Raw genomic sequence first — 26785 nt, 5'->3', positions numbered from 1 at the left:
ACGACGACGAGTACCAGGCGTACGTCGACGGCGACGAGTACGAGTTCTTCGGCGGCTTCTACGACCTCACAGGCGCTGAACACCCTGGCCTGACCGGCCCTTCGCCGCCGCCGTGGCCCAGGTCGCCGTCGCCGCTGGCCGGGACGACCGCGGCCATGCGGCCGTACGTGCCGCCACCGCCGCCGGGCGCGCAGCCGCCCCCGCTCTGGGGCGAGGTGCCGGCCCTCGGCCGGATCCCCCGCACCGTGATGGACGCCTACCTGGCCGCTCACCCGACCACCGAACCCGCCGAGGAATAGACGATGGGCATCAAGCCGTCGCCCGACACGCCCCCCGAATCTCCGATCAACACCGCCGAGCGCATCGCCCCCGCCCCTACGTCGCGCGAAGGCGCGAACCGCACGACCTGGATCAAGCACTACGCCGCCCGAGCGCTCGCCTGCTGGGCCACGTTCCGCGCCGAGCACCGGATGTGCCTGTGCATGGCGCCACTGTGCAGCGACGCGGACTCGCAGGGCCGGCCGTACGGGCTGTGCGTGGGCTGCGGCCACCGCCGCCAGTTCGGCGCCACCGCGGCGCTGCTCGCCCGGATGCGGATGCTCACGGCGATCCCGGCCGGCCAGCGTGACCCGGCCACCTACGCCCGGGTCTGTGACATGGCGCGGGCAGAGCGGGAGGCGAAGCATGGCTGAGGACGCCCGGCCGGAGCCCGGCCAGGATGACGAGGCCGCATGCCTCCGCCGGCAGCTCACCTCCCACAAGGCCACCATCAAGGCTCTCAACGAGCAGGTGGCCACCGCCCACAACGCCCTCCGCAACCTCGCCCGGGCGTACGCCGACGCGGTGCCCGGCGCCGCGGAGCCGGGCGTGGCCGAGCAGGGCTGCGATGACTGCTCCGTCGAGCCGGGCGAGCGGCACCGGTACGCCGGCTGCCCTGGCAACGAGCGGGCCGCGGCCCGGGGGCAGGACGTCTTCGAGGGCCTCCTGGCGAACGTCGGCCGCAGCCTCTACTCCGCCGTGGACGACGCCGAGCGGGCCGAGGCGATCGAGATGCTGCTGGACGGCTGGTATGCGGCGTGGCCGGACAGCGCGGTGACGAGCCCGAGTTACCCGCTGGCCACCGAGCTGGTGCGGCTGCTCCGCCCTCGCCCCCAGGGCGATCTCGCGGACCGGTTCGCTGCCGCCCTCAAGTGGCTGATGCGCATCAACAGAGGCGAGGGCGTTCCCTCGGCCACGTGGGACGTCTGGGTGACCCTGCTGGCCGAGCACGCCGCCAGCGCCGGGCCGATCGAGACGACGTTCCCCGGCACCATCTACGAGGTGCTGGCCGAAGTGCTGGCCGAGCGGCGGCGGCAGGACGCGAAGTGGGGCGAGCAGAACCACCCGGACGCTCACCCGGACATCCTCGGCCGGCTCACAGATGGGGCTGGCGAGTGGTGGGGCGAGCCCGCCGAGGTAGCGCGGCGACTGTCGGAGTACTACGAGATCCCGGTGGCCTCGCGTGCTCGCTACAACTGCCGGCAGGAGGCCGGCCACCACGGACCCACCTGGGTGGGTATCGCCATTGAGGAGATGGCCGAGGTCCTGGAGGCCACCGTCAGCGACCCGGCCACGTTGCGCGCCGAGTGGGTGCAGCTCGCCGCGGTGGCGGTCGCCGCCGTGGAGGCCAACGACCGTCGGCTTGAGAACGGCGCCGCCGAGGAGGACAGCCGTGGCTGAGATTGTCCGCTTCGAGCAGCGCAAGGTGACCCGCACCTGCTCCCAGGCGTGGGGCGACGGCGAGCCGGAAGTCGTAGAGGAAACAGCGGTCGTGGTGCGCAGCATCCACGGCAGCGACGCCAGCGTCATCCGCGACTTCGCTCGGGCACTCGACGCCGCTGGCGCGCCCGGCACCACACTGATCGAGCACCAGACCAACGGCGGCCGCCTGGTGCGCCTGACGGCGCGCTGGACCGAACGCCCCGACCCGCCCGAGCCCCTGGACGTGGCCTCGGAGCCTCCGGGCGCACCGGATCCACCTGCGTAGCGGCGCGTCTGCCGTTCCGCCGTCTGCTCAACCTCGGCGCGGCCACCCCAGGCGGTGGCCGCGCCGAGTGCTACCGGGAGAACCATAGATGTTGATCACTAAGGGGGTGGCTGCGTGGCGTGGCTGAAGTCGTCCGACAACAGCAACCAGCACCCCGCCGTCCTCGCGCCCCTCGCCTGGGCGCGCGGCCCGGACGACGACCTGGACGGCTGGGACCTGCGCCTGCCCGCCGTCGCCGGCCTCGTGTGGCTGTGCGCCACCTACTCCGCCGGACAGGAGACCGACTACGTCGTCCCGGACGGCACCGTCGCCCTCTACGGCGGCCCGCAGTGGCAGCGCCTCGCCGCGTGGGCCGAGCGGGCCGGCTTCTGGACCCGCATCGACGGCGGATGGCTACTCGCCGACGACTCCGAACACCTGTTCCACATCCGCCTACGCGCCGAGATCGAGTGGGAGCGCCAGCGCAAGAACGACAACGGCAACCCGATCCTGACCGTCCCGGTCCGGCTCCGCGACGGTGACGCCTGCCGCTACTGCGGCCGCATCGTCAACTGGGACGCCCGCACCGGCGCCCTCGCCGGAACCTACGACCACCGCCACCCCGGCCAGGCCGCCCGCGGCCCCGACGACCTGGTGGTCTGCTGCAACCACTGCAACGGCCGCCGCGGCAAGGACCCCCAGCCCAACCGCTGGCACACCCTGCCCGCACCCACCAGCCCCTACTACGGCAAGACCACCGTGGAGCACCTCGCCAACCACGGCCACCAGGTGCCCCTGAGCACCGGCCCGCGACCCCCGGCACCGCCCGGCGGACCCCGCATCGACCCCGCGCGACCCGACACCCAGCCGGACCACGCCCACCCACCGGGCAGCAGCCAGCCACCCGGCACCCAGCGCGACCCCGGCCCCGGGACACCGCGCTCGCACCACCAGCGCGACCCCGGCACCACCGCCGGGACACCGCGCTACCCGCGCGACCCCGGCCGCCGACCCGGGACACCGCGCACCGCGCGACGGCACCACCGCCACACCGCGCAAGCAAGATCAACACCCCCGGCCGGACCCCGGCCGGAAACCGGCCGGATCGTCAGGACCCAAGCCTCCAACGGCCAGGGCCCCGGGTCGGGTCGGGACGGGACGGGACGGGTCGGGCGCTCCCGACCCCTCCCTCCCGACCAACCGCAAAAGAGGAAGACGAGCCCGCCGCGCACGCCCTGGCCCCCCGCTCACTCCACCGCGCCCTGAGGACCACCACCATGGCTGACCAGACCACCAACACCCGCCACCTGGTCGTCGCCGAAATCGCCGGCTACGCCCACGAGCTGGCCGACACCTACCGCACCCAGACCCCCGCCTACACCCGCACCCGCGGCGGCCGGATCAAGCTCACCGGCGTCCACTCCACCGAGCAGGACGGGCTGCTCGTCCAGCTCGCAGACGCGGCCGCGTACGGCGTCACCTCGCCCGACGACGTCCAGGGCGCCCGCCCGGTCCCGCAGTCCCGGCCCCCCGGCACCTGGGAGGCCCTCGCACTGCACGCCACGATCAGCACCGACGCGGCCCGGTGGACGGCCAACCTGGGCCTGGGTCACCGCGACACGGTCCAGGCCACCGTCCGGCAGCTCGCCGCGGCGGCCGCCGAGCCTCGCGTCCTGGACGACGTTGTGGCGGCCGCGCTGGCCGGGGCGATGCGGCGGTGGCACGTGCGGGCGCAGGCCTTGATCGGGTGGATCAGCGAGCCGTACCGGCCGCGGGCGACGTGCCCGGTGGTGACGTGCGGCCGCCGGGACACCCTGCGCGTCAACGTCGTCCGGCGGGCGGCGTACTGCGCCGGCTGCCTGTCGATCTGGGACGACAGCGACGGCAGCATCCGCGTGCTGGCTCAGCACATCGAGGCGCAGACCACCAGCCGGGCCGTGCAGGCCGAGCGTGTCCGGTCCGGGCACGCGGGCCGCGGCGGCGCCTGGTCGGTACGGGAGGGCAACAGCGGTGAGTGAGCCGACCCCGCCTCGGGCTGGGACCGGAGATGAGCGGTTGATCCGGCAGGCCGCCGTCGACAACGCCATCGACGTCGCCCTCGGCACCCGCCGCGACGCCGCCGTCCGCCTGCTGCACACCGCCCGCCGCGAAGGCTGGAACGTCGACCTCGTCGAGCAGGCCCTCACCGACTGCGCCGACCGGGTCGAGTACTACCGGGACGCCTGGGCGCACGTGAAGGTCGACGGGGAACGCCGCGAGCGGGAGGCGTCTGCCCGCGCCCTCGACTGCGCCGAACACGGCCACATCATCGACGGCCTGGAGAAGCAGCTCGCCTCCGCCGACAACTACGGCCGCTCCGCCGACCGGTCCCGCCGCGGATACATCGGGGGCGTCACGCGCCTCGCCGAAACCATCGACCGGATCCGCAAACGCATCGCCGACGGCGACACCGACGGCATCCCCGCCCTGCCCGAGTTCCTGAACACCCTCGCCGAATACCTCGACAGCGTCCAGAAGGAGGCCCGATGGCGATGACCAACGACCCCGACCTGAACCGCGTGCCCGGCTATCGGCACGTCCGCGCACGTGTCACCAACGGCCCACCCGAGGTGACCGGCGGCATGTGGCGCATCCGCGAATGGCGCCGCCAGGCCGGCCTCACCCAGGAGCAGGCCGGACGGCTCCTCGGCATCAAGGGCCAGCGGGTGTGCGTCTACGAGACGGGCCGCGCGGCGGTGCCGTTCAGGGTGCTCCTTGCGATCGCCGTCCTGAGTCAGCCCGCCGAGGGGCAGACCGCGAGCAGGGCCGCGCAGGCCAAGCGGGTCCGATCCGGGCACGCAGGCCGCGGCGGCGCCTGGATGAGCGAGAACCCCTGAGCGGCGCGTCGGAGAGCCTCAGCTTGCCAAGATGTCCGATTCCGGTGCATGATCGCGGTGCAGGATTCTGTCCTGCGCCACGATCTACCGTTTGCGCGTACGGCGCATGGCAGTGTCGGGCACCAGCCCGGCCCGGCGACCGCCCCGGCCCCCGTCCGGGGCGGTCGTCGTATGCGGGGGTGAGTGGATGCCGACCCGGGCGCCGAGGCGGTGCACGACGACGGGCTGCCGAGGCAGGCCCGGTGACGACGGCGGGAAGTGCCCCGGCTGTCGAGGCCGGTTGGCCCGGGCCGCGGATCAGCGTCGGGGCAGCCCGGCGGAGCGTGGCTACGACCAGCAGCACCGTGACGTCTTCCGCGCTGGCGTGCTGGCCCGGGATCCGATCTGTGTGCTGTGCGAGGCGCGGCCGAGTGTGGTGGCTGACCACTGGCCGCTGAGCCGCCGGGAGCTGGTGGCGCGAGGGCTGGACGCGAACGATCCGGATCGGGGTCGTGGGTTGTGTCAGCCCTGCGATCGGGTGGACAAGGCGAAGCGTCAGCCGGGCGGCTGGAACAGGAGGCGACCATGACTCATCCGCTGGTGCCGGCCGAGCAGTCGATCACGATGCTGCCGTGTGCGGGCCTGGTGGTCCAGCACGGTGACACGCTGGTGGTCGGGCTGGCGGGCAACCCGAGCAACGCCGTGGCACGCCAGGCGAAGGAGCAGCTGGAAGCGATGCTGCCCGGCGTCACGGTGGTGCTGGTGGCGAACGTCGCCACGATGGCGGTCTACTCGCCGCCCGTGCTGCTCGATGCGGACGACTGGGTCGGCGAGCCGGGTATCCGTTCGGTCGGTGTCGATGCCCCGGTGGGAGGGGCGGGTCAAATCCCTGCTGGTGAAGACCTGTCTACCCCGCGCTGAGGTGCCTTTTCACGCTGACGAGTTTCGACATTCGCCGTATCCGGGGAGGTGTCCACAGTGGGTAGTCGTGGTCCGAAGCCGGCGCCGACCGCGCTGAAGCTGGTCCGGGGCACCCGGGCCGACCGGGTGAACACCGACGAGCCGGTGCCGTCGCCGGCGGCGCGGGAGATCGAGCCGCCGGCGTGGCTGGGCGACGAGGCGGTGGCGATCTGGGAGGAGTACGCCCCGGACCTGATCCGCAAGGGCGTGCTGACGGCCTGGGACGTGGAGGCGTTCGCGGTGACGTGCGACGCCGCCGCTCGCCGGCGCAAGGCCGCCGAGGCGCTCGCCACCGAGGGCGAGGTCGTGCAGCTGCCGGTGTTCGACAAGAACGGCAAGCAGACCGGCCACCGGGTCACCCGGAACCCGTGGACGGTGGTGCTCGGCCAGGCCGACCGGCAGTTGCAGAGCTGGGCGGCGCGGTTCGGGCTGACGCCGTCGGACCGGGCGCAGCTGACGGGTGGGGATGGCCGGCGTGACCCGCACGAGGACCTCCTCACCGGCTAGCGCGCCGCGGTCGCGGTCGCGGGCCCGGCCGGGCCCGGTCGACGATCCGATCCCGGATCACGACAAGCGGTGGCGGCCGCGTGACCGCAAGGGCCCGGTCTGCGGGTACACGTTCCGGGACACCAGCTGCGCGAAGAAGGGGGCGCACTACTGCCAGCCGCGGGCGGACCGTGCGGTGGCGTTCCCGGCCGAGCTGCTGCGCCACATCAAGGGCCCGTACCGGCGCAAGCCGTTCGTGCTGCGCACGTGGCAGGAACACGAGATCATCCGGCCGCTGTTCGGCGAGGTGATCTGGTCGACGGAGTGGCAGCGGTACGTGCGCCGGTACCGGCGGGCGTTCATCATCGTCGGCCGCAAGAACGGCAAGAGCGAGATCGCGGCGGCCATCCAGCTGCTGCTGTTCGTCGGCGACGACGAGGAAGCCGCCGAGGTCTACAACGCGGCCAAGGACACCAAGCAGGCCGAGAAGGTGTTCGGCCCGGCGCTGCGGATGGTGCAGCTGTCCCCGGTGCTGGCGCGGCGGTTGAAGTACTACAAGAACGAGCGCCGGCTGGTCGACGAGAAGTCCGGGTCGATCTACGAGGTGATCACCTCCGACGCGAAGGGCGAGCTGGGCCACAACCCGCACGGCTTCAACCTGGACGAGGTGCTGTCGCAGCCGGACGGGTCGCTGTGGGAGGCGATGGACACCGCCGACGGCGCCCGCGAGCAGGAACTGCTGTTCGCCACCTCCACGGAGACCGACGAGCCCCACTCTTTCGGCGCGTCGCTGATCGACGAAGCGGAGAAGGTCCAGGAGGATCCGCGGCGCGCCCCGCACGTGTTCACCTTCATCCGCAAGGCCCCGGCCACCGCGCAGGAGCTGGCGCGGCTGCACCGCGTCTTCAAGGGCCACCCGCACCTGCCGGTGTCGACCGATCCGTGGGATGAGCGGAACTGGAAGTGGGCCAACCCGGCCCTCGATCAGTTCAAAAGCCGGGAGGCGCTGCGCCGGCACGCGCTGGCGGCGAAGACGAACGCCGCGAAGGAGAAGGCGTTCCGCCAGTTCCAGCTCAACCAGCGGGTCCAGCAGCTGTACCGCTACGTCCCGCTGGACCTGTGGGACGCCAACGCCGGCGAGCTGGCGGCCAACCCGACGTGGCGCGACGGGCAGCTGGCCGGCCGCAAGTGCTGGGCCGGTCTGGACCTGTCGAGCAAGTTGGACCTGACGGCGTGGGCGTTGCTGTTCGATGACGGGTCGATCCGGTGGCGGTTCTGGGTGCCCGAGGCGGTGGTGCCGGGCCTGTCGGAGCACACCGACGGGGCGTTCCAGCAGTGGTGCGACGCCGGGTGGATCACGGTGACCGAGGGCAACGTCATCGACTACACCTCGATCTACGACGGGATCGAGGAAGACCACGGCCTGTTCGCGATCGCCGACGTCACGTACGACAAGTGGTCGGGTGAGCCGGTGCGGCAGGAGATCGTCGAGCGCACCGGCCTGGAGTGCTACGAGTCGTCGACGACGTACGACCGGATGACCGGGCCGATGACGGAGTTCACCCGGGCGCTGCACGCCCGGGAGTACGCGCACGGCGGCAACCCGGTGGCCCGGTGGATGGCCGAGCACCTGAAGGGCAAGAGCCCGGCCGACGATCCGGACCGGGTGCGGCCGGTGAAGCCGGACCGCCGCAAGGAGCACGTGCGTATCGACGGCATGCCGGCGCTGTTCTTCGCCATCGACGGGCAGATGCGCGGTGGTGAGGACGACGTCCTGGACTACCGCGGCCTGGCCTCGGTCGGCTGACCCCTGGGAGGACCTGTGAGCGAGGAAACCACGACCGAGGTCGTCCCGGCTGGCCGGGACGGCCTGGTGGCCACCGCGGCCCGGTCCGCCGGCGCCCGGGTCGCCGCCGGCGTCGACCGGGTCGACCTGGTGGTGCTGGTCGGGCTGGTGCTGCTCGGCGTGGGCCTGGCCCTGTGGTGGTCGCTGGGGGTGGCGCTGTCGGTCGTCGGCGCGCTGGTGTTCGTCGTCGGGATCGCCGCGGCGTTGCCCGCGGCCGCCGCCGGTGAGCCGGACGCGCGGCGGCGTGGGGCCGGGAGCTGACCGTGGGTTTCTTCCGCTCGGTGCTGTCGCAGCGGGCGTCCTCCACCGGCGCGTCCGGGGTGGCCACCCCGGAGAAGTGGGTGGAGGAGTGGTTCACCGGCGGCTCGTCGACGGCGTCCGGGCCGTGGGTGTCGGAGGACACGGCGCTGCACTACAGCCCGTTCTTCGCCGGGGTGAACGCGATCGCCACCGATGTCGGGAAGCTGCCGCTGCCGCTGTACGAGCGCCTGGAGCGGGGCAAGCGGCGGGCCCGGGAGCACCGGGTCTACCGGGTGCTGCACGACCAGCCGAACGAGATCATGCCGCCGGTTGTGTTCAAGCGGACGCTCCAGGGGCACGCGCTGACGTGGGGCACCGGGTACGCGCACGTGCTGCGTAACGGTCGCGGTGAGGTCACCGAGGTGTGGCCGATCCGCCCGGACCGGATCACTCCGGAGGTCACGCGCACCGGGCCGGGGAAGCTGAAGGTCACCTACCGGTACGTCGACGACGTCAACGGCATCTACACCCGGCTGTTCCCCGACGAGGTCCTGCCGATCGGCGGGCTCGGCTACGACGGGATCCGCGGCTACAGCGTGGTGAAGCTGGCCCGGCAGTCCATCGGGATGGGCCTGGCCACCGAGCAGTTCGGCAACTCGTTCTTCTCCAACGGCGCCCGTCCGGGTGGTGTGCTGAAGACGGCGAAGAAGATGTCGCCGGAGGGCCACAAGCGGCTCCAGGCCGACTGGGAGAACCTGCACCGCGGCCTGGACCGCGCCCAGCGGGTCGCGATCCTTGAGGAAGGGCTGGAGTGGCAGGACATCGGCATCCCGCCGGAGGATGCCCAGTTCCTGGAGACCCGAAAGCTTCAGGTCAACGAGATGTGCCGGTGGCTGCGCCTGCCCCCACACAAGATCGGTGACCTGGAGCGTGCCACGTTCTCCAACATCGAGTGGCAGTCGCTGGAGTACCTCCAGGACACCCTGCTCGGCTGGCTGGTCACGTGGGAGCAGTACACGAACATGCGGCTGCTCACCGAGCGGGAACGGCCGCGGTTCTTCGCCGAGCACATCGTCGATGCGATCACCCGCGGCGACCTGAAGTCCCGTTACGAGGCGTACGCGATCGGCCGGAACTGGGGCTGGCTGTCCGGCGACGACATCCGCGAGCGGGAGAACGAGAACCCGCTGCCCGACGGCCGGGGCGAGACGTACCTGGTGCCGCTGAACATGCAGCCGGCGCCGGCCCCGAACGACCCGCCGCAGCCGGGGCGGGCCTGCCCGGTGCACCCGGGCTGCACCTGCAACGCGACGGAGCACACCACGTGAGCGACGAGCAGCCCACCCACGACCAGGACCGCGACGACGACGTGCGCGGCCGCCGCCAGAGCCGGCCGCCGGCGGACCGGCAGCAGCCGGCCGCGCCCCGCGACCGCCAGGCACGACCGGAGGTGAACCGTTGAAGCAGATGGCCTTCCACCGGGCGTTCATGGTCCGCGACACCAACGCGGACCCGGACGGCCCGCTGCGGTTCATCGGCGCGACCGAGGGCGAGAAGGGCGACGGCATCTCGCTGAAGATGGACGGCGCCCGCCTCGACCGGTACCGCGCGAACCCCGTCTTCGGCTACGGGCACCGCTACTGGGGCCGCGACTCCCTGCCGATCGGCCGCTCGATCAAGACGGAGGTCGACGACAAGAAGCGGCTGATGTTCGACATCGAGTTCGACCGCAAGGACGACTTCGCGGTCACCGTCGAACGTAAGTACCGCGACGGGTTCCTCAACGCCGTGTCGATCGGATTCTCGGTCTTCGAGTGGGAGGACCCGAAGACCCAGGACTACTGGCGCGGCGGCGTCGCCGTGGACTGGGAGCTGTACGAGCTGTCGTCGGTGCCGCTGCCGATGGACGCCAACGCGGTGGTCGAGTCCGGCCGCGCCGGCGGCCTGGCCGTCGACGAGCAGCTGCTCGACAGCGTCCGCGGTCTGCTGCACCGGCTCGACGCCGACGGCATCGCCGCGCTGCGGCAGCTGCTCGACCGGACCGGCCAGCCCGCCGCGGCCGACCCCGCGCCGCTGGCGTTGGCCGCCGAGAGCAGCGGCCGCGCCTTGGACACCGTGCGCCGCCGCCTCCAGCTGGCCGGCGCGCTGTAGACCGCCGGCGACGGCGGGGTCCGGGAAGCCCTCCGCCGTCGCCGGCCTGCACCACCTCCGCCCCTGCCGGGCGGCAGTCACCACACCCGAGAAAGGACGAACGGCGTGGACATCAACGCCAAGCGGCAGGAGCGCGCGGGCCTCGCGAAGCAGGCCCGCGACATCCTCACCGCCGCGGAGAACGACGGCGGCCGGAACCTGACCGCCGAGGAGTCGACGAAGTTCGACCGGCTCATGGAGCAGGTCGACGGCTGCGACGCCCAGATCGAGCGCGAGGAGAAGCTGCGCGCGAAGGAGCGGCGCATCGACGACGAGCCCGGCGACCAGCCCGGCCGCGACGACGACCGCGACGGCGGGGAGCGCAACGGCCCCGACGGCGGCGACGCGCAGATGCGCGCGTTCCGCCAGTACCTAGTCGGCGGCCGCGCGTCGCTGTCGCCGGAGCAGTCCCGCACGCTGATCGCCGGCTCGGACCCGGAGGGCGGCTACCTGGTCGCCCCGCAGCAGTTCGTCACCGAGCTGGTGCAGGCCGTCGACGACGCCGTGCAGTTGCGCGGCCTGGCCACGGTGCACCGGCTCACCGAGGCGGCGAGCCTCGGCATCCCGACGCTGGACACCGACATGAACGACGCCGAGTGGACCAGCGAGGTCGGCACCGGCAGTCAGGACGACGCGCTGCGCCTGGGCAAGCGGGAGCTGACCCCCAACCCCCTGGCGAAGCGGACCAAGATCTCCCGCAAGCTGCTGCGGCTGACCGCGAACCGGGCCGAGAACCTGGTCCGCGAGCGCCTGGCCTACAAGTTCGCCGTCTCCGAGGAGAAGGCGTACATGGTCGGCGACGGCAACAAGAAGCCCCTGGGCGTCTTCACCGCCAGCAGCGCCGGCATCCCCACCTCCCGAGACGTGGCGATCGGTACCGGTGGCAGCATCCCCACCGCGGCGGGCAGCTTCACCGTCGCCGATCAGCTGATCGACGCGAAGTACGCGCTGAAGGCCGCCTACTGGCGGCGGGCCCGGTGGCTCTACCACCGCGACCTGGTCAAGACGATCCGCAAGCTCAAGACCACCGACGGGCAGTACATCTGGAAGGCCGGCCTGTCCGACCAGCCGGACACGATCCTCGAGGTCCCCTACGTGGTGTCGGAGTACGCGCCGAACACCATCACCGCCAACGGCTACGTCGGCATGATCGCCGACTTCAGCTTCTACCACATCGCCGACGCTCTGAACCTGGAGATCCAGCGGCTGGTGGAGCTGTACGCCGAGGCCAACCAGGTCGGGTTCATCGGCCGCCGCGAGGTCGACGGCATGCCGGTGCTGGCCGAGGCGTTCGTGCGCCTCAAGGTCGCCGCCTGATCCACCGCTCAACTCCCGCTGGCGTCGGTCAGCACCGTCACGATCGCCGTCCGAGGCGAGGAAGGAAAACGAGATCATGCGCAGTGACCTGAAGAACGACCTCGCCCTGGCGCAGTCGCTGAAGGCGACCAACCAGGCCGACCCGGCGGTCCCGGTCAACGGCAGCGGGGTGGACCTGGCCGGGTACGACGCGGCGGTGGTGTGCATCGACGCGGGCGCCATCACCGGCGCCGGAGCGTCGCTGACCTTCGAGGTGCAGCACTCCGACGACAACGCGGCGTTCACCGTCGTCCCGGCCGCCGACCTGGACGGTACGGCCCCGGTCGTGACCTCGGCGAACCACAACCAGGTCTTCAAGATCGGCTACCGGGGCATCAAGCGGTACCTGCGGGTGTCCATCACGGCGAAGGCCGGCACCACGCCGACGATGGCCTGCGCCGCGGCGGTCGTGCGCGGCAAGCCGCGCGTGCGGCCGGCCTGACCCCACCACACCACGCTGACCGGAAGGCCCGGCCCTCACCGGCCGGGCCTTCCCCACGGAAGGGGACATCCGTCATGCGGATCACCATGAAGACCCTCTACGCCACCCCGGAGCGGTCGATCGCCGCCGGCGCGACCGCCGAGGTGCCGGACAAGGAGGCCAAGGATCTGATCGCCAAGGGCTACGCGGTGCCCGAGGGCGACGACGAGGCCGATGGGAAGGCGCCGGGCAAGGCGCCCGCCCGAGGCCGCGGCCGCGCGAAGCCGCCCGCGGGCGGCAAGAACGACGGCGGCACCGGCAATCCGGACGGCCAGGGAGACGGCGACGGCCAGGGAGACGGCGGCGCTGGCGACGACGCCGGCGGCGGTAAGTAGCCATGTCGGTGCGGCTGCCCGCGGCCTCGCGTAACGCCGCCGTCGACGCCGTCTGTGGGCGGCTCAACGGCGGCACCGTCGAGATCCGCACCGGGGCGCAGCCGGCCACCGCCGCTGACGCCGCGACCGGGACGTTGCTGGCCACGTTCACCATCAACAACCCGGCGTTCGATGCCGCAGCGAACGGCGCAGCGGCGCTGGTGGTGACTCCGCAGCTCCAGGCGGCGGGGGCGGCCGCCGGTGACGCGGGCTGGTGGCGTGCCAAGACGTCCGGAGGCGCCACGGTGATGGACGGGTCGTGCTCGGCGACGGGTGGCGGCGGTGACCTGACCCTGAACACCGTAGCGGTCAGCGTCGGGCTGGCGCTGCGGTTGACGGGCGGCACCGTGTCCATGCCCGCAGGCTGACCGGGCGAGCATCCTGGTGGCGGCCGTCGTCGTGGGTGCAGCCTCGGGTAACACCGGTGCCGGCACCGTCAGTACCCCGATCGCCACGGCGTTCCACGCTGACTGGCAGCCCGGCGACCGCGCGCTGCTGTTCGGGCACCCGTCCGGCGCGGCGCTGGCCCTGACCCCCTCGGCGGGCTGGTCGGCTCCGGCCGGCCCGTCGTGGCCGGTTTCTGAGGGCAGCAACTCGCGGCTCTACGCGTGGACGCGAGAACTTCAGAGCGGCGACGCTCCGCCGACCCTGACCCCGTCCGGCGCGATCACCTGCGCGTGGACGATGGTTGTGCTGCGCGGCGTCGGCGGCATCGCCCAGGTCGCAGTCAGCTCGGCGGCCGGCAGTCCGCTGACCTTGCCGACGCTGCCGGGCGTCGCCGCCGGCTCGGCGCTCGTGGCTGCCGCTCACTGCCGGGTCGCCTCCAGCACCATCCCGACCGTCATCACGCTGCCGGGCGCGTACACGAAGCCCGTCGACCACGCGACCAGCCGGCCCACGGCCAACGCGAACATCCGCGCGGCCGCCGGCCACCAGGTGGCCGCCGCGTCTGGCTCGTACGGCGGTGACCTGGTCACCTCGGATGTGACCGGGTCGATGCTGGCGCTGCTGGTCGAGCTGCCGGCCCTCGGCACCGACGCCGCGCTCACCGCGACGCTGCCCGCGCTCACCGGCCAGATCGCCGCGGCCGCCGCCGACGACGCCGCTTTCACCGCCGCGCTGCCCGCGCTGGGGGCGCGCTGGTGGGGGCAGGCCGGGTCGTCGTCGGGCGCCGCTGCCCGCATCGTCACGGACACCACGGGCGGGCGACTCACCACGGACTCTGCCGGGAGGTGGATGTGACCAGCCGCGATGTGGGTGACCGGATCGACCTGCGGCACCGGGTCCGCGACGCCGACGGCGCACTGACCGACGCGACCGTGACCGTCGTCGTGACCCGGCCCGACGGCACGCTGCTGTCTCCGGCTCCGGCCGTGTCCCGGTCCTCCCTCGGCGTGTACGACGCGTCGTTTCTGGCCGACACCGCCGGGCAGTGGGCGTGGACGTGGACGGCGACGGGCCTCGTCGATGACGTCACGCACGGCAGTGTCGATGTCGGTGACCCGGCTCCGCCCACGTACATTCCGCTGTCCCTGCTCAAGGAGAGCTTGGGGATCACGCCCACCGACACCACGCGGGACGTGCTGCTGGGGCAGAAGCTGGCCGCGGCGTGCCGCAGCATCGACGACCACTGTGGCCGCTTCTTCTACCGCGGCCGTACGGTCATCACCCGCAGCATGCCCACGGCGGGCCGCCTGCTCGACGACAACAACCCCGACGGGCTGCTGCTGCTGGTCGACGACATCGCCGACACCACCGGCCTGGTGGTGCAGGTGCGCACCAGCCGCACCGGGGCGTGGACCACCTTCACTGACTTCGAGCCGGAGGAGCCGGTCCGGCCGGGGTGGCCCGTGACCGGGCTGCGCGGCAACTGGACCAGCCGCAGCCGGGTGCGGATCACCGCCCGGCCCGGGTGGCCGGCGGTGCCGGACACCGTCGCCGAGGCGGCGCTGCTTCAGGCGAGCCGGCTCAACAAGCGCAAGGACACCCCGGAGGGGGTGTTCGGGTCCGCCGACTGGGGCGGGGCCGTGCGCATGGCCCGCGTCGACCCGGACGTGGCCACCCTGCTCGTCCCGTTCACCCTGCGCTGAGGAGCCGCCACGTGAGCACAGACACCGATCCGATCCTGGCCGCGCTCGCTCGTCAGCGCGACGAGCACACGGCCGCCGGCCAGATGGCCGAGGTGCACCGCGTCGACCAGCAGATCATCGCGGTGCAGACCCTGGCCCGGCTCGACGCCGAACGCGCCGCCGCCGAGCAGGCCGGCGCCGCGGACGCGGTCGCCGCGATCGACGCGCAGGGCCGGTTCTGGGCCCGCCAGGTCGACCTGGCGGCCCTCGCGGAGGCCGCGGCCGCCGGCGAGCATGTCGGGACAGACGCCCGCCGCCGTGCTCCGCTGGCCAGCCTGCCCCCCGAGGAAGAGGAAAGCCCGCGGCTCCCGGGCGGCGCGGCGAAGAGCAAGGGCCGCTGACCGGTGGACTTCGCCGTGGTCTCCGGGCGCCTCGCGGACGCCGGCAGGAAGGTGCCGGGGGTCCTGCGAGCGGACCCGTTCGTGCCGGACTCGGTCGAGCCGCCGCACCTGTACGTGGGTGAGTGGGTCATCAACTACGACCAGAGCTTCGGCGGCCTGGTCGACGCCGAGGTGCTGGTGCGGCTGCTGGTCTCCCGCGCCGACGACCGCTCCGGCCAGGCCCGGCTCCAGCAGTTCATGCGTCCCGCCGGTCCGGTCAGCGTCAAGGCCGCGTTCGAGGCCGAGCCGACCCTCGGCGGGCAGATCCACGACCTGCACGTGCGCCGCTTCCAGGGGCACCGGCTCTACCGGGTCGGCGATGTCACCTTCTACGGCGGTGAGTGGCCGGTGCGGGTCATCGGGTTCGACAGCGGAGAGGGGTAGGCCGTCGTGGCGGAGATCCTGAAGGACGTCCGGCTGTTCAACGGCGGCGTCGACCTGACCGGTCGCACGAACAAGGTGGAGCCGCAGGCCGAGGCCGAAGAGCGCGACGTCACCACGTTCGGCTCCTACGACCCGGCCACGGACAAGGTCTGGAAAGAGGTCATGGCCGGCACGAAGTCGGCGAAGCTGACCGCTTCCGGGTTCTGGGAGGCCGGTGACCCGTCCAAGGTCGATGACGCGCTGTGGGCCGCGCTCGGTGGCGTCGGCGCGTGGACGGCGTGCCCGCGCGGCGCCGCGGTCGGTGACACCGCCTACGTGATGGCCGCGATGCAGGGCCAGTATCAGCTGCTCGGCGGGCAGGGCGAGGTCGCTCCGTGGGCGGCGGCCTGGTCGTCGACGTCGCCGCTGGCGCGCGGGGTGCTGCTGCACCCGCCGGGCCTGGCCCGCACCGCGACCGGGTCCGGCACGTCAGTGCTGCACGTGGCGGTGCCTGCCGGCGGCGAGCTGGTCGCCGCGCTGCACGTCCTGTCGGTGGCGGGGACCGGATCGCCGTCCCTGGCGGTGAAGATCCAATCCGATGACGCGGCCGGGTTCGCGTCGCCGACGGACCGGGTCACGTTCACGACCGCGACCGCGGCCGGTGGAGAGGCGCGCCGGGTGGGCGGCGCGAACACCGACACGTACTACCGGGCCAGCTGGACGATCACCGGCACCGGCCCGTCGTTCCTGTTCGTCGTCTCGCTCGGCGTCTCGGCCTGAGCATCACCACCACGAAGGAGATACGCCATGCCGCTCATGGTGCTCAAGGCCGCGTACCTGGCCATCAACGGTGTCGACCGCTCCGGCAACACCTCCAAGTGTGAGGTCACGGCGGAGGTCGAGGAGAAGGACGTCACGACGTTCGCGTCTCAGGGCTGGAAGGAGGTCCTGGGTGGCCTGGCGTCCGGCGGCGTCGCGGTCAGCTTCAAGAACGACGTCGCCGCGTCGGCGCTCGACAGCGCGATGTGGGCGCTGTTCGGCCAGGTCGTGACCTTCGAGGCCCGGGCGACCAACGCGGTGGTGGGCACCTCGAACCCGAAGTACACCGGCAACATGCTGATCAAGTCGTGGACGCCGATCTCCGGCTCGCCCGGCGACGTCAACGAGGCCAGTTACACGTTCCCCAGCTCCGGGCCGATCAGTCGGGCGACGGCCTGACGATGGACCACGTCGTCGTTCAGCCGGACAACCGCTCGTTCTCCCGGGTGGCCCGGGCGCTCGAGGACGAGGCTGGCGGCGAGGAGTGGCGTACCGAGCTGGCCGCCGAGCTGCACGCGGTGCTGGAGCCCGGGGTGGCCGCGGTGCGCGGCGCGCTGATGGGCATGGCCACCGGTGGTCTGGACGACGGCCACGAGCCGCTACGCGCCGCGGTCGCCGCCGGCGTCGAGTCGCAGGTACGCGTGGACGGCCGCCGCGCCGGTGTCCGGATCCGCGCCCGGAAGATCATGCTGCGCAACTTCGCGAACGCGCCGAAGCGGCTGAACAGCCGCCGGGGCTGGCGGCACCCGGTGTTCGGCGACACCGAGACGTGGGTGACACAGATCGGGCAGCCGGGCTGGTTCGACGACCCCCTGCGGCGCCTGCACGCCCGGCTGCACGCGGCGGCCGCCCGGGCCCTGGACAACCGTGCACGACGAATCGCGAGGAGAGGCTGAATGTTCCTGGTGTACCGGCCGGAGGACGGCGAGGAGCAGCGGTGGGAGTACCGGCCCGGCCGGCTGCGCGTGATGGAGATGGAGGCCATCGAGAAGCACACCGGCTTGGCGTACGCCACGGACTTCAAGGCGCAGCTGCTCAAGGGCCAGACCAGCGCCAGGCGGGCGCTGCTGTGGACGATGCTGCGCCGCCAGCATCCGACGCTGAAGTACACCGACGTCGACTTCTTCGACGACGAGCTGCTGCTGGAGCGCACCAAGAGCGAGATCGAGGCCGAGATCGCCGAGGTGGAGAAGCTGCCCGACGGTGACCTGTCGCCCGAGGACCGCCTACTGACCCTGGCGGTGCTGCGCCAGCAGCTGGTCGACGCCCCGGACGACCCGGGAAAAGCACCCTCGCCGAGCGACGCCACGCCTACGCCCTGAGCATCGCGTCGTTGCTGTACATCCCCCCGTCCGAGCAGGACCGGCTGACCGTCGACCAGTTCCTCGCCGCGTGCGAGCAGGTCGACCAGGCGCAAGCCGAGCTGGCCAAGCAGAAGTAGGGAGGTGACCTCGCCGTGTCGGATACCAGCCTGGTGTTCAACACCGTCGGCCGCGACCGCGGCGTCAGCCAGCTGCTGACCCGCACGGCGGGGCAGGTGCGTGCGGCGAACCTCGCCTCGGCGGCGTCCACGGTCGTGCTCGGCGGGGCGATGGCGTCAGCCGGCGCGCACGCGATCGCGCTTGCCTCGTCGGCGGCCGGCGCGGCCGGGGCGATCTGGCTGATGCCGGCGGCGATCGCCGGCACCATCGCCGCTGTCGGCGCGGCCCGCGCCGTCACGTTCGGGCTGGCCGACGCGTGGAAGGCGACCGGCCAGGCCGCGACGGGCGGCGGCGGGTCGGCCGCGGGCGCGGGACGTCGCGTCGCTCAGGCCCAGCGGGAGGTGAAGACCGCCACCGACGCCCTGGCCGACGCCCAGCGGGCTGCGCTGGCCGCGCAGGCAGCCGTGACTCGGGCCCGGCAGGAGGAAGCCGAACGCCTGGACGACCTGTCGCGCAGCGTCCGGGAGGCCCGCCTGGACGAGGGCGACGCGATCGATGCGGTCGCCGAAGCGGAGCGGGATCTGATCCGGGCCCGGCAGGGCGGGGTGCCGGAGGAGATCGCGAAGGCCGAACGCGCCTACGAGCGGGCGAAGTTGGCCGTGGAGCAGGTCAAGGACCGGGTCGAGGACCTGGCCGCTGAACAGGAGGACGGCGCCCGCAAGGGCGTCGAGGGCAGCGACGCGGTGCAGGCTGCGCTGGAGCGCCAGCGTGACGCACAGCGGCAGGTGGAGCAGGCCGCGCAGCGCCTCGCTGACGCGCAGGAGGCGGTGCGGGAGTCCAGCGCCGGCGCCGCGTCGGGCGGCATCGACCCGGCCGCCGAGGCGCTCGCGAGGCTGTCGCCGGCGGGCCGCGCCGTGATCCTGACGCTGCGGGCGCTCGCGCCGGCGTGGGCTGGCGCGGCGCGGGCCGGCCAGCAAGCGACCTTCCGCAACGTGGCCGGTGACCTGCGGGACCTCTCCGGCATCTACCTGCCCCGGGTGACCGGCTGGCTGGGGCGGATGGGCGGCAGCTTCAACCTGGCCATCCGCCAGTCGGCGGGGCTGCTGCGCACCAGCGCCGGCGTGCGCGACGTCGACCGGCTGCTCGACAACACCGCGAAGACCACCGACCGGCTGGCCCGGGCGGTGCGGCCGGTGGTCAACGGGCTTCTCCAGTGGGTGGCAGTCGGCTCCAACTTCCTGCCCGGGCTCGCCGGGAACGTCGGCACGATCGCGACTCGCTTCGAGCAGTGGTCGATCAACGCGCGCCGCTCCGGCGATGCCCAGCGGTGGATCTCCACCGGGCTGACGGCGCTGCGGCAGTTCGGTGCGCTGGCGTGGAACGTGGTGATGTCGGTCAAGGCGGTACTCGGCGCCGGCGACAACGGCGGCGGCACCCTGGACGCGCTGGTGGCCGGGTCGGCGGCGATGCGGCAGTGGCTGGAGTCCGCCGAGGGTCAGGAACGCGTCGGGCAGGTCCTGTCCACGCTGCGGTCGATCCTGACCGGCCTCGGGCAGGTCATCCCGGTGGTCGCCGCGCACGGCGACGAGTTCAACGACGGCCTGAACCTCACCGGCCAGGTCGTGTCCTTCGCTGCCGGGCACCTGGACACCCTGGCCAAGCTGCTGCCGGTCATCGCCGCCGGCTACGTCATCTCGAAGACGGCGCAGACCGCGGCGAACATCGCCACGGTGGTGGCCCTGCCCATCCGGGTGGCCGAGGTGGCCGCGAACTGGGGCATGCGCGCTGCCCTCCAGGCGCAGACGCAGGCGCTGATCGCGAACACCGCGGTGCACCGCGGCGCCACGGCGGCTGCGGCCGCGGAGACGGCGGCGACCAACGGCGGGATCCTCGCCCGGGCCCGCGCCGTGGTGGGCATGGCCGCGCAGCGCGTCGCGATGGTGGCCACCCGGGCGGCGACGCTGACGTGGGCGGCCGCGCAGTGGGTGCTCAACGCGGCGATGACCGCCAACCCGATCGGTCTGATCGTGCTCGCCGTCATCGCGCTGATCGGGATCATCGTGCTGATCGCCACCAAGACGACGTGGTTCCAGACCGCGTGGCGGGTCTCCTGGGGCGCGGTCAAGGCAGCGGCCGCCGCGGTCGGCGACTGGTTCGTCAACACCCTGTGGAGGAAGTGGATCCTGGGCGCGTACAACGGGATCGTCTCCGGCGGTGCCCGGTTCCTGAACTGGTACCTGTCCCTGCCGGGGCGGCTGCTGCGCGGCCTGGCCAACGTCGGCCGCATCATCCTGTCGCCGTTCAAGTGGGGCTTCAACCAGATCGCCAGCTTCTGGAACCGCACCGTCGGCCGGCTGTCGTTCCGTGCCCCGTCGTGGATCCCCGGGATCGGCGGGATGGGCTGGAGCATGCCGAACCTGCCGCTGCTGGCCCGCGGCGGCAACATCACCCGCGGCGGCGCCGCGATCGTCGGTGACGGCGGCGAGCCGGAGATCGTGGATCTGCCCACCGGCGCCCGCGTCACCCCGCTGTCGCAGGCTGGCGGCGGGGGTGTGACCACGCTGCGGCTGGAGTCCGACGGCACCCCGATGGCCGACTTCCTCGTGGAGATGCTGCGCGCCGCGGTGAAGGTGCGCGGCGGCAACGTGCAGGTCGTGCTCGGAAGGAGCGGCTGATGGCGTTCCCGGCGAGCCCTCTCGGTCTCACCACCGAGCTGCACCTTGGCCCGTCTCTCGGCTGGGTCGACGTCACTCCCGACGTGCGTGTCGGCTCCGCGAGCTCCGGCGGCGGGGTGTCGATCAGCCGGGGCCGCCCGAACGAGGGCAGCGAGGTCGAGGTGGCCCGCTGCGACCTGGTCCTGAACCACCGCGACGGCAAGTATTCGGGCCGGAACCCGGCCAGCCCGTACTACGGGCTGCTGGGCCGCAACACCCCGATCCGGGTCCGGGTCGCCGAAGCCGGCCCGGGCGGGGCGCTGGCTGTCGACGGGCGGCGCGGCGCCGGCGCTGCCGCCCAGGGCGCCGCCGTCACCGGCCCGCACACCTCGCTCAACGGCACCGGTGACCTCGACGTGCGGGTGTGGCTGCGGCTGCCGCAGTGGACCGACCACACCCGCGCGTTCATCGCCGGGAAGGACGACGCCTGGGCATTCGCGATCGGCGACACCGGGAACCTTGAGTTCTACTGGGTCAACGGGTCCAGCGTGCTGACCGGCAGCAACTCCGGGCAGTTCCGGCCGGCGCCGCTGCCGGACGGGTCGCTGGCGCTGCGGGTGACCCTGACCGTGGCGACCGGCGTGCGGACGTTCTACACCGCGCCCACGCTCGCCGGGCCTTGGACGCAGCTGAGCCAGGGCACGTTCGGCGCCACCAGCGTCAAGGCCGGGCCGTACGGCGTTGAGGTCGGCCGGGTGTCGTCGTTCGGCGCGTGGGGCATGAACGGCGAGCTGTACGGCTTCGAGCTGCGCCACAGCGGCGTCCTGGTCGCCTCCCCGGACTTCACCACCCTGCGAGCCGGGGACACCCAGCTCGTTGACTCTCAGGGCCGCACGTGGACCTGGTCCGGTGGGGCCATCCCCATCGACCGCGGCGCCCGCTTCCACGGCGAGGTGAGCGCGTGGCCGCCCCGCTGGGACGTGTCCGGCAAAGACCGCTGGGTGCCCGTCGAGGCGGCCGGCGTGACCCGCCGCATGTCGCAGGGCAACTCCCCGGTCATCTCGCCGCTACGGCGGACGCTGACAGCAGCCAATCCGGCCGCGTACCTGCCGCTGGAGGACGGCGAAAACGCGACCCGGCCGACCAGCGCCGCCGCCGGCATCGGCGCGGGCAGCTCCAACAAGGTCACCTTCGGAGTCACGAGCGGTCGGCTCGGCGGCACCGTCGCTGCGGCCCAGATGACCGACTTCACGTCGTTCATCAGCTCGCCCGTCGTCGCCCGGCCCGGGTCGTCGACCTGGTCGTTGATGCTGTTCCTGAAGCTGCCGGCGCAGCCCAGCGGCGGCGACGTCACCTACCTGCGGCTGCACACAAGCGGCGGCACCGTCGCCCGGTGGGAGCTGCAGGCGTCCTCGGGCGGCTTCCGGTTCGTCGGTTACAGCCGCACCGGCGCGGTCGTCGACGACGAGGGCATCCTCAACGGCGGGGTGCTGCTGACGAGCTGGATGCTGATGTACGTCGAGTTTTCCCAGGTCGGCGGCAACGTCTCCTGGCGGCCGTACTGGACGAACGCCGGCAACAGCTTCTACGCGTCGCCCGTCTCCCCGTTCACCTACGCGGGCACCTTCGGGTACCCGACCAAGGTCGAGGTCGTCGGCTCGGCCTACCTACAGGACGGCCTCGTCTCCCACCTGGCCGTCGCCGACCAGCGGCTGTTCCTCGCCGACAACCTCGCCCAGGTGTCCACCGGCTACGCGGGCGAGACCGCCGGTAACCGGATCATCCGCCTCGCCACGGAGGAAGGCGTCCCCGTGACCGTGTGGGGCTACCCGCACGACACGGAAGTCATGGGGCCTCAGCCCATCGCGCCGCTGCTCGACGTGCTGAGGGATGCGGCCAAGGCCGACGGCGGCATCCTCACCGACGCCCGCAGTCACCTGGGCCTCACGTACCGGACCCGGGCGAGCCTCTACAACCGGCCGGCAGTGCCGCTCGACTACTCTGCCGGGCACATCAGCCCGCCGTTCGATCCGGTTGACGACGACGACGCGACCCGCAACGACATCACGGTCAGCCGGCCGGACGGCGGGTCCGCGCGGGCCGTGCAGACCACCGGGCCGCTTTCCACCGCCAACCCGCCCGTCGGGGTCGGCACCTACGACACGTCGGACACCGTCAACGTCGCCACCGACGACCAGCTCCCCGACCAGGCGGGCTGGCGGCTGTGGCTCGGCACCGTGGACGAGGCACGCTACCCGCGCATCCGGGTCGACCTCGCCGCGCAGGCGCTGGCGTCCGATCCGGCGCTGACGCAGGCGGTGGCGCGGGCCGACGCCGGGGACGCCCTGTCCCTGACGAACCTCCCGCCGTGGCTGCCGCCCGGTCCGGTCAAGGTGATAGCGCAGGGGTACGCCGAGCACCTCGACGTCTACGGCTGGTCGATCACCTACAACGCGTCTCCCGGCTCGCCGTGGGACGTGGCGGTGGTCGACGGCGCGGCCCGCGTCCCCGCCGACGGCAGCACCACCCTCGGCCTCCCGGCCGGGAACCTGTCGATGCTGCTCGCGTCCACCGACGAGAACGGGCCGTGGACCGAGGACGCCGCCGACTTCCCGCTGAGCCTGCGGGTCGGCGCCGAACAGGTGTCCGCCTCGGCGATCGGCCCGGCCGTGGCGGACACGTTCACCCGCACCGTGTCGAACGGGTGGGGGACGGCCGACACCGGGCAACCATGGACCGTGCTCGGTGGCGCGACGTCGGACTACAGCACCAGCGGAACCGCCGGGCGGATCTCCAATGGCACGGTGAACGTGCTGCGGCACGCCCTGGTCGACGTCGCCACCACCGACCCGACGCTGCTGGTGGAGATCACGAACCCGCTCGCCGCGCCGACCGGCGCGCCGGTGACGCACTGGGTGCTGTTCCGGGCGGCAGACACCAACAACTACTACTGCGCGCGGCTGGACATCAAGGTCGGCGGCGGCGTCGACCTGGTCCTGCTGAAGCGGGTGGGCGGCGCCTTGTCCGGCAGCCTCGCGTCGGCGGCCGGCATCGGCACCCACGCGGCCGGCGCGACCTGGCGGGTGGCCGTGTTCGCCCGGGGCTCGCTGCTGCGCGCGAAGGCGTGGCGAACGACCGTCGCGGAACCGGGCTGGCAGGTCGAGGCCACCGACGGTGACCTGACGGCCGGCACCCTCTGCGGCGCCGTCACCCGGCTGGAGTCCGGCAACACCAACACGCTGCCGGTCGTGGTGTCGGTGGACAACGTCCGGCTGATCAGCCCGCAACTGGTGACCCTGTCCGCCCGCGGGCTGAACGGTGTGACCCGGACCTGGCCGGCTGGCACGGAGGTCGACGTGTGGCAGCCCGCGGTGCTGTCGCTGTGAGAGAGGTGGCCTGACGTGCCTATCACCGTGCGGTCGGGCATGCGGTTGACCCCGGCCCGGCTCAACGACCCTGCCCGGGGTCAAGCGTTCTCGCCGGCGGCGCAGACGGGTGTCTCAGCGGAGGCGGTGTCGCTGACCGTCACGAACATGGTCTTCAAGGCCGGGTGGGCGTACCGGGCGTACCTGCGGGGCCTGCTCTACGCGTCCGCCGCCGGCGTGCTGGCCCACTTCCGGTTGCGGCAGACCGGGCTGGGTGGCACCGATTACGGCGAATACGGCCGCGTCGAGGCGAAGGGGTCAACGGTCGGTACCTCGGTGATGGTGTCCGGCACGGTCGTGTTGACCCGCTCCGCGGCCTCCGACCTGACGACCGATGTGGCGCTGACGGTGGCGGCGTCCACCGGAACGGTCAACGTGCACGCGTCGGCGGCGTCGCCCCGTTACCTGTCCATCGAGCCGATCGGCCCGGCGTCGGAGTACCTCGGGCTGGGAGTGGATGTCTGATGATGCCGATCGGCTGGAGCCTCGGCGGCCGGACCGTCGCCGAGATGCTCGGCTTCTACCCGCAGTCGTCCGCCGGGCGGGTGTTCTACCGGCCTGGCCAGGGCCTGCCCGCCGGCGACTGGTCGGATCCGCGCAAGCCGCTGGCGCAGCTGCCGCCGGGCGCCACCGTGGTGGTGAGCCACAAGGACACCGGCGTGGACTCGGCCGCGTTCGTCGCGGCGTGGCTGACGCATCGGCCCGACGTCGACCTGGAGCTGATCGCCCACCACGAGCCGGAACAGGGCAAGGGCGGCGACCCGACCCGGGCGCAGTTCCGGGCCAGCTGGACCCGGCAGCGGGAGCAGGTCGGCGACCACCCGGCCCGAGTCGAGGGCCGCCTGCGCCTGTCGGTCTGCTACACGCTCCAGTGGATCCGCGCCGGCGGCGACTGGAGACTCTGGTACCCGGAGCACGAAGCAGACGCCGTCGACCGGGTGCTCTTCGACTCCTACCAGTTCGAGCCGGGCGCACCGAACCCGTACCGGCCCCGCTCGTACGAAGATCCGGCGTCCGCGCTGGCAACCATGCTGGAGATCGCCAAAGCGACCGGCAAGGCGTGGGGCATCGCGGAGATCGACCATCTGCGGATCACGAAAGCGAACGGGTTCTCCGCCGACCTGGACCCGACCGGTGAGCTGTGCGCCGACTGGTACCGGCGGATGTACGCCGCGGCCCGGGCGGCCGGCTGCCAGCTGTGGTGCCACTACCACAACGAGCACGGCGACCTGACCGAGCGGCTGCCCGAGCAGCGGGCGCTACGTGACCTGATCATCCAGGAGGACACCGTGTCCCGACTGCTGTGGCTTCCGCAGGTGCTGCGCGCCGCCGGCCTCACCGCCCACGAGGTCGACGGGTGGCGCACCCGCGGCTCGTCGACGTACGACCCGCGCGGTGTGATCTGCCACGCGACCGCCGGCAGCTCGACGTCGACGGACGCCGGGGAGATCCGGGTGTTGCTGGAGGGTTCGACGTCGGCGCCGCCGCCGATCGCCCAGCTGTACCTGTCCCGGTCCGGCGCGTTCCACGTCGTGGCGTCGGGCCGCTGCAACCACGCCCTGCAGGGCTGGGGCGGCAACCTGAAGGGCTACGGGAACACCAACCTGATCGGCATCGAGGCGCAGAACGACAACCGCGGCCAGGACTGGCCGGCCGTGCAGCTCGACGCCTACCAGCGCGGCGTCGCGGCGATCTGCAAGCACATGGGCTGGAAGGCCGGGCGGGTGGCTGCGCACCGCGAGCACCAGCCGGGCGCGAAGAGCGACCCGTCCGGCATCGACATGGACCAGTTCCGGGCGCGGGTGACCGCGATCCTGGCAGGAAAGGACGACGACGATATGCCGAGCGCTGAGGAGATCGTGGCGGCGTTGCTCGCCACCGACCTGAACTACACCGGCAGCGGATCCAAGTCGCTGCCGCTGCGGACGCTCCTGCGGAACCTGCACCAGCAGCAGCACGGCCCGTCGTTCCCTGACTGGCAGGCCACCAAGGACACCGAGACGATCAAGGCGAACCTCGCGAAGCTGCCCGCGATGATCAGCGCGGAGGGCACCAACCCGGCCGAACTGGCCGAGGCGCTCGCCGCGCTGATCCGGTCGGACGACGTCGACGAGCAGGCGATCGTGGCCGGGGTCCTGGCAGGGCTGCCGCCGGAGCGGATCGCCGCGGCGATCCCGCCCACGGTCGCCGTCCAGGTCGTCGACGAGCTGGTCGCCCGCCTGGGGCAGGCACGTGAGTGAGCAGCGAGCGCGTCCGCCAGGCGGTCCGGGACTGGTGCTCCGTCCTGCTTGGCCTGGGCATCATCAGCCACCAGGCGTTCATCGTGCCGCCGGGCAAAGCGTCGGAGATGCTCGTCCTGGCCGGCATCACGCTGCTGACCGGCCCGGCGCTGGGCGGGGCACTGGGGCTGCGCCGGGAGGCCAACGCGGGCGGATCTGGCTCTCCGCCGCAGCCCTCGCCGTCGCCATCGCCATCCTCATCGTCTCCAGCGTCATCCGGGGCGGGTGAGGCATGACGTTCCAGGGATGGCGGGTCATGGTGGCCTGCCTATTGGCCGCTCTCGGATCGTCTGCGGTGTCGATCCTCTACACCAATGCGTCAGCGCACCAGTCCGAGCGGCAGTGGTGCGGAGTGGTCACGACGATGGACGACGCGTACCGGCAGACTCCGCCGCAGACGCCTGCCGGCCGGAAGATCGCCAAGGACATCGCGCAACTGCGCATCGATTTCGGCTGCTAGCGGCCTCGGTGTTCGTGCCGGTGCTGCGTCTCTCCGTCGCAGCCCGGCTGTCGGCAGCGCCA

Annotated in this window: 33 protein-coding genes; all 33 read left to right on the top strand. The window is 72.6% G+C overall.

Annotated elements, in window-relative coordinates; translation table 11 throughout:
- Positions 1 to 299 (top strand): hypothetical protein (locus ABD52_RS40195; protein WP_047892163.1); only part of this gene is annotated, 299 nt, incomplete at its 5' end.
- A 3-nt stretch (positions 300 to 302) separates the two neighbouring features.
- Positions 303 to 692, top strand: coding sequence for a hypothetical protein (locus tag ABD52_RS14740; RefSeq protein ID WP_030270656.1), 390 nt, complete (start codon positions 303 to 305; stop codon positions 690 to 692).
- Complete coding sequence (locus ABD52_RS38260; protein ID WP_052166152.1) at positions 685 to 1719, top strand: hypothetical protein; 1035 nt, start codon at positions 685 to 687, stop codon at positions 1717 to 1719. Before ABD52_RS14740 ends, ABD52_RS38260 begins: the two co-directional genes overlap by 8 nt.
- Positions 1712 to 2026: a hypothetical protein gene (locus tag ABD52_RS14730; protein ID WP_030270652.1), complete on the top strand. Its 315-nt coding sequence runs from the start codon at positions 1712 to 1714 to the stop codon at positions 2024 to 2026. Before ABD52_RS38260 ends, ABD52_RS14730 begins: the two co-directional genes overlap by 8 nt.
- Positions 2027 to 2140: 114 nt before the next feature.
- Positions 2141 to 3271: an HNH endonuclease gene (locus ABD52_RS14725; protein WP_047892162.1), complete on the top strand. Its 1131-nt coding sequence runs from the start codon at positions 2141 to 2143 to the stop codon at positions 3269 to 3271.
- An 11-nt stretch (positions 3272 to 3282) separates the two neighbouring features.
- Entirely contained in the window at positions 3283 to 4023 is a 741-nt protein-coding gene (locus ABD52_RS14720) for a hypothetical protein (RefSeq protein ID WP_030270649.1), read from the top strand.
- Positions 4024 to 4060: 37 nt separating this feature from the next.
- On the top strand, positions 4061 to 4540 hold the full coding sequence (locus ABD52_RS37470) for a hypothetical protein (RefSeq protein ID WP_030270647.1): 480 nt from the start codon (positions 4061 to 4063) through the stop codon (positions 4538 to 4540).
- Positions 4531 to 4881 (top strand): helix-turn-helix transcriptional regulator, encoded by a 351-nt coding sequence (locus tag ABD52_RS14710; RefSeq protein WP_030270641.1) that lies wholly within the window; start codon positions 4531 to 4533, stop codon positions 4879 to 4881. The genes ABD52_RS37470 and ABD52_RS14710 overlap by 10 nt, the downstream gene beginning before the upstream one ends.
- A 564-nt stretch (positions 4882 to 5445) precedes the next feature.
- Positions 5446 to 5781 carry a hypothetical protein gene (locus ABD52_RS14705; protein ID WP_047892161.1) on the top strand — a complete coding sequence of 112 codons (336 nt, stop codon included), beginning with the start codon at positions 5446 to 5448 and terminating at the stop codon, positions 5779 to 5781.
- 57 nt (positions 5782 to 5838) lie between these two features.
- Entirely contained in the window at positions 5839 to 6327 is a 489-nt protein-coding gene (locus ABD52_RS14700; protein WP_047892160.1) for a phage terminase small subunit P27 family, read from the top strand.
- A complete protein-coding gene (locus ABD52_RS14695; RefSeq protein ID WP_161801624.1) occupies positions 6296 to 8113 on the top strand; it encodes a terminase large subunit in 1818 nt (605 codons plus the stop codon). Before ABD52_RS14700 ends, ABD52_RS14695 begins: the two co-directional genes overlap by 32 nt.
- A 15-nt stretch (positions 8114 to 8128) precedes the next feature.
- Positions 8129 to 8413 carry a hypothetical protein gene (locus ABD52_RS39790; RefSeq protein WP_047892159.1) on the top strand — a complete coding sequence of 95 codons (285 nt, stop codon included), beginning with the start codon at positions 8129 to 8131 and terminating at the stop codon, positions 8411 to 8413.
- A gap of 2 nt (positions 8414 to 8415) precedes the next feature.
- Positions 8416 to 9720, top strand: coding sequence for a phage portal protein (locus ABD52_RS14685; RefSeq protein ID WP_053065379.1), 1305 nt, complete (start codon positions 8416 to 8418; stop codon positions 9718 to 9720).
- Complete coding sequence (locus ABD52_RS39785) at positions 9717 to 9854, top strand: hypothetical protein (protein ID WP_161801623.1); 138 nt, start codon at positions 9717 to 9719, stop codon at positions 9852 to 9854. The genes ABD52_RS14685 and ABD52_RS39785 overlap by 4 nt, the downstream gene beginning before the upstream one ends.
- The gene (locus ABD52_RS14680; protein WP_152748244.1) at positions 9851 to 10543 is read left to right on the top strand and encodes a hypothetical protein; all 693 of its coding nucleotides are present in this window, start codon (positions 9851 to 9853) and stop codon (positions 10541 to 10543) included. The genes ABD52_RS39785 and ABD52_RS14680 overlap by 4 nt, the downstream gene beginning before the upstream one ends.
- Positions 10544 to 10648: 105 nt before the next feature.
- A complete protein-coding gene (locus tag ABD52_RS14675) occupies positions 10649 to 11899 on the top strand; it encodes a phage major capsid protein (RefSeq protein ID WP_047892157.1) in 1251 nt (416 codons plus the stop codon).
- 76 nt (positions 11900 to 11975) lie between these two features.
- On the top strand, positions 11976 to 12380 hold the full coding sequence (locus ABD52_RS14670; RefSeq protein WP_047892156.1) for a hypothetical protein: 405 nt from the start codon (positions 11976 to 11978) through the stop codon (positions 12378 to 12380).
- A gap of 74 nt (positions 12381 to 12454) precedes the next feature.
- A complete protein-coding gene (locus ABD52_RS14665; RefSeq protein WP_047892155.1) occupies positions 12455 to 12754 on the top strand; it encodes a hypothetical protein in 300 nt (99 codons plus the stop codon).
- An 8-nt stretch (positions 12755 to 12762) separates the two neighbouring features.
- A complete protein-coding gene (locus ABD52_RS14660) occupies positions 12763 to 13161 on the top strand; it encodes a hypothetical protein (protein WP_161801622.1) in 399 nt (132 codons plus the stop codon).
- A 16-nt stretch (positions 13162 to 13177) separates the two neighbouring features.
- Positions 13178 to 14035 (top strand): hypothetical protein, encoded by an 858-nt coding sequence (locus tag ABD52_RS14655; RefSeq protein WP_030270616.1) that lies wholly within the window; start codon positions 13178 to 13180, stop codon positions 14033 to 14035.
- Positions 14032 to 14883, top strand: a complete 852-nt coding sequence (locus ABD52_RS14650) for a hypothetical protein (RefSeq protein WP_235437465.1) — start codon at positions 14032 to 14034, stop codon at positions 14881 to 14883. The genes ABD52_RS14655 and ABD52_RS14650 overlap by 4 nt, the downstream gene beginning before the upstream one ends.
- An 11-nt stretch (positions 14884 to 14894) precedes the next feature.
- Positions 14895 to 15263, top strand: coding sequence for a hypothetical protein (locus ABD52_RS14645; protein ID WP_047892153.1), 369 nt, complete (start codon positions 14895 to 14897; stop codon positions 15261 to 15263).
- A gap of 3 nt (positions 15264 to 15266) precedes the next feature.
- Positions 15267 to 15686: a hypothetical protein gene (locus ABD52_RS14640; RefSeq protein ID WP_053065378.1), complete on the top strand. Its 420-nt coding sequence runs from the start codon at positions 15267 to 15269 to the stop codon at positions 15684 to 15686.
- A gap of 6 nt (positions 15687 to 15692) precedes the next feature.
- Entirely contained in the window at positions 15693 to 16445 is a 753-nt protein-coding gene (locus ABD52_RS14635) for a hypothetical protein (protein WP_047892152.1), read from the top strand.
- 27 nt (positions 16446 to 16472) lie between these two features.
- Entirely contained in the window at positions 16473 to 16883 is a 411-nt protein-coding gene (locus ABD52_RS14630; RefSeq protein WP_047892151.1) for a phage tail tube protein, read from the top strand.
- Positions 16884 to 16885: 2 nt separating this feature from the next.
- Positions 16886 to 17380, top strand: coding sequence for a hypothetical protein (locus ABD52_RS14625; protein WP_047892150.1), 495 nt, complete (start codon positions 16886 to 16888; stop codon positions 17378 to 17380).
- On the top strand, positions 17381 to 17806 hold the full coding sequence (locus ABD52_RS14620; protein ID WP_047892149.1) for a hypothetical protein: 426 nt from the start codon (positions 17381 to 17383) through the stop codon (positions 17804 to 17806).
- Positions 17807 to 17940: 134 nt separating this feature from the next.
- Positions 17941 to 20580, top strand: coding sequence for a hypothetical protein (locus ABD52_RS37465; protein ID WP_053065377.1), 2640 nt, complete (start codon positions 17941 to 17943; stop codon positions 20578 to 20580).
- A complete protein-coding gene (locus tag ABD52_RS39780; protein ID WP_053065376.1) occupies positions 20580 to 23945 on the top strand; it encodes a hypothetical protein in 3366 nt (1121 codons plus the stop codon). The genes ABD52_RS37465 and ABD52_RS39780 overlap by 1 nt, the downstream gene beginning before the upstream one ends.
- Positions 23946 to 23960: 15 nt before the next feature.
- Positions 23961 to 24449 (top strand): hypothetical protein, encoded by a 489-nt coding sequence (locus ABD52_RS14605; RefSeq protein ID WP_152748243.1) that lies wholly within the window; start codon positions 23961 to 23963, stop codon positions 24447 to 24449.
- On the top strand, positions 24449 to 26224 hold the full coding sequence (locus ABD52_RS37460; RefSeq protein ID WP_053065375.1) for an N-acetylmuramoyl-L-alanine amidase: 1776 nt from the start codon (positions 24449 to 24451) through the stop codon (positions 26222 to 26224). Before ABD52_RS14605 ends, ABD52_RS37460 begins: the two co-directional genes overlap by 1 nt.
- Positions 26221 to 26499: a hypothetical protein gene (locus tag ABD52_RS14595; RefSeq protein WP_047892147.1), complete on the top strand. Its 279-nt coding sequence runs from the start codon at positions 26221 to 26223 to the stop codon at positions 26497 to 26499. The genes ABD52_RS37460 and ABD52_RS14595 overlap by 4 nt, the downstream gene beginning before the upstream one ends.
- Positions 26496 to 26723, top strand: a complete 228-nt coding sequence (locus ABD52_RS39775) for a hypothetical protein (protein WP_047892146.1) — start codon at positions 26496 to 26498, stop codon at positions 26721 to 26723. Before ABD52_RS14595 ends, ABD52_RS39775 begins: the two co-directional genes overlap by 4 nt.
- Positions 26724 to 26785 lie beyond the last annotated feature (62 nt).

This window comes from Micromonospora sp. RV43 (assembly GCF_001029515.1).
GTDB lineage: Bacteria > Actinomycetota > Actinomycetes > Mycobacteriales > Micromonosporaceae > Micromonospora > Micromonospora aurantiaca.
Note: the sequence above shows the minus strand (reverse complement) of the source record. Positions and strands in the feature narration are given on the sequence as shown.

Excerpts from the sequence above, each read along its gene's own strand:
- ABD52_RS14740 (WP_030270656.1), top strand. The coding sequence starts at position 303 with ATGGGCATCAAGCCGTCGCCCGACACGCCCCCCGAATCTCCGATCAAC.
- ABD52_RS14705 (WP_047892161.1), top strand. The coding sequence starts at position 5,446 with ATGACTCATCCGCTGGTGCCGGCCGAGCAGTCGATCACGATGCTGCCG.
- ABD52_RS14620 (WP_047892149.1), top strand. The coding sequence starts at position 17,381 with ATGTTCCTGGTGTACCGGCCGGAGGACGGCGAGGAGCAGCGGTGGGAG.
- ABD52_RS39780 (WP_053065376.1), top strand. The coding sequence starts at position 20,580 with ATGGCGTTCCCGGCGAGCCCTCTCGGTCTCACCACCGAGCTGCACCTT.
- ABD52_RS37460 (WP_053065375.1), top strand. The coding sequence starts at position 24,449 with ATGATGCCGATCGGCTGGAGCCTCGGCGGCCGGACCGTCGCCGAGATG.
- ABD52_RS38260 (WP_052166152.1), top strand. The coding sequence starts at position 685 with ATGGCTGAGGACGCCCGGCCGGAGCCCGGCCAGGATGACGAGGCCGCA.
- ABD52_RS14710 (WP_030270641.1), top strand. The coding sequence starts at position 4,531 with ATGGCGATGACCAACGACCCCGACCTGAACCGCGTGCCCGGCTATCGG.
- ABD52_RS14630 (WP_047892151.1), top strand. The coding sequence starts at position 16,473 with ATGCCGCTCATGGTGCTCAAGGCCGCGTACCTGGCCATCAACGGTGTC.
- ABD52_RS14670 (WP_047892156.1), top strand. The coding sequence starts at position 11,976 with ATGCGCAGTGACCTGAAGAACGACCTCGCCCTGGCGCAGTCGCTGAAG.
- ABD52_RS14625 (WP_047892150.1), top strand. The coding sequence starts at position 16,886 with ATGGACCACGTCGTCGTTCAGCCGGACAACCGCTCGTTCTCCCGGGTG.
- ABD52_RS39775 (WP_047892146.1), top strand. The coding sequence starts at position 26,496 with ATGACGTTCCAGGGATGGCGGGTCATGGTGGCCTGCCTATTGGCCGCT.
- ABD52_RS14665 (WP_047892155.1), top strand. The coding sequence starts at position 12,455 with ATGCGGATCACCATGAAGACCCTCTACGCCACCCCGGAGCGGTCGATC.
- ABD52_RS14720 (WP_030270649.1), top strand. The coding sequence starts at position 3,283 with ATGGCTGACCAGACCACCAACACCCGCCACCTGGTCGTCGCCGAAATC.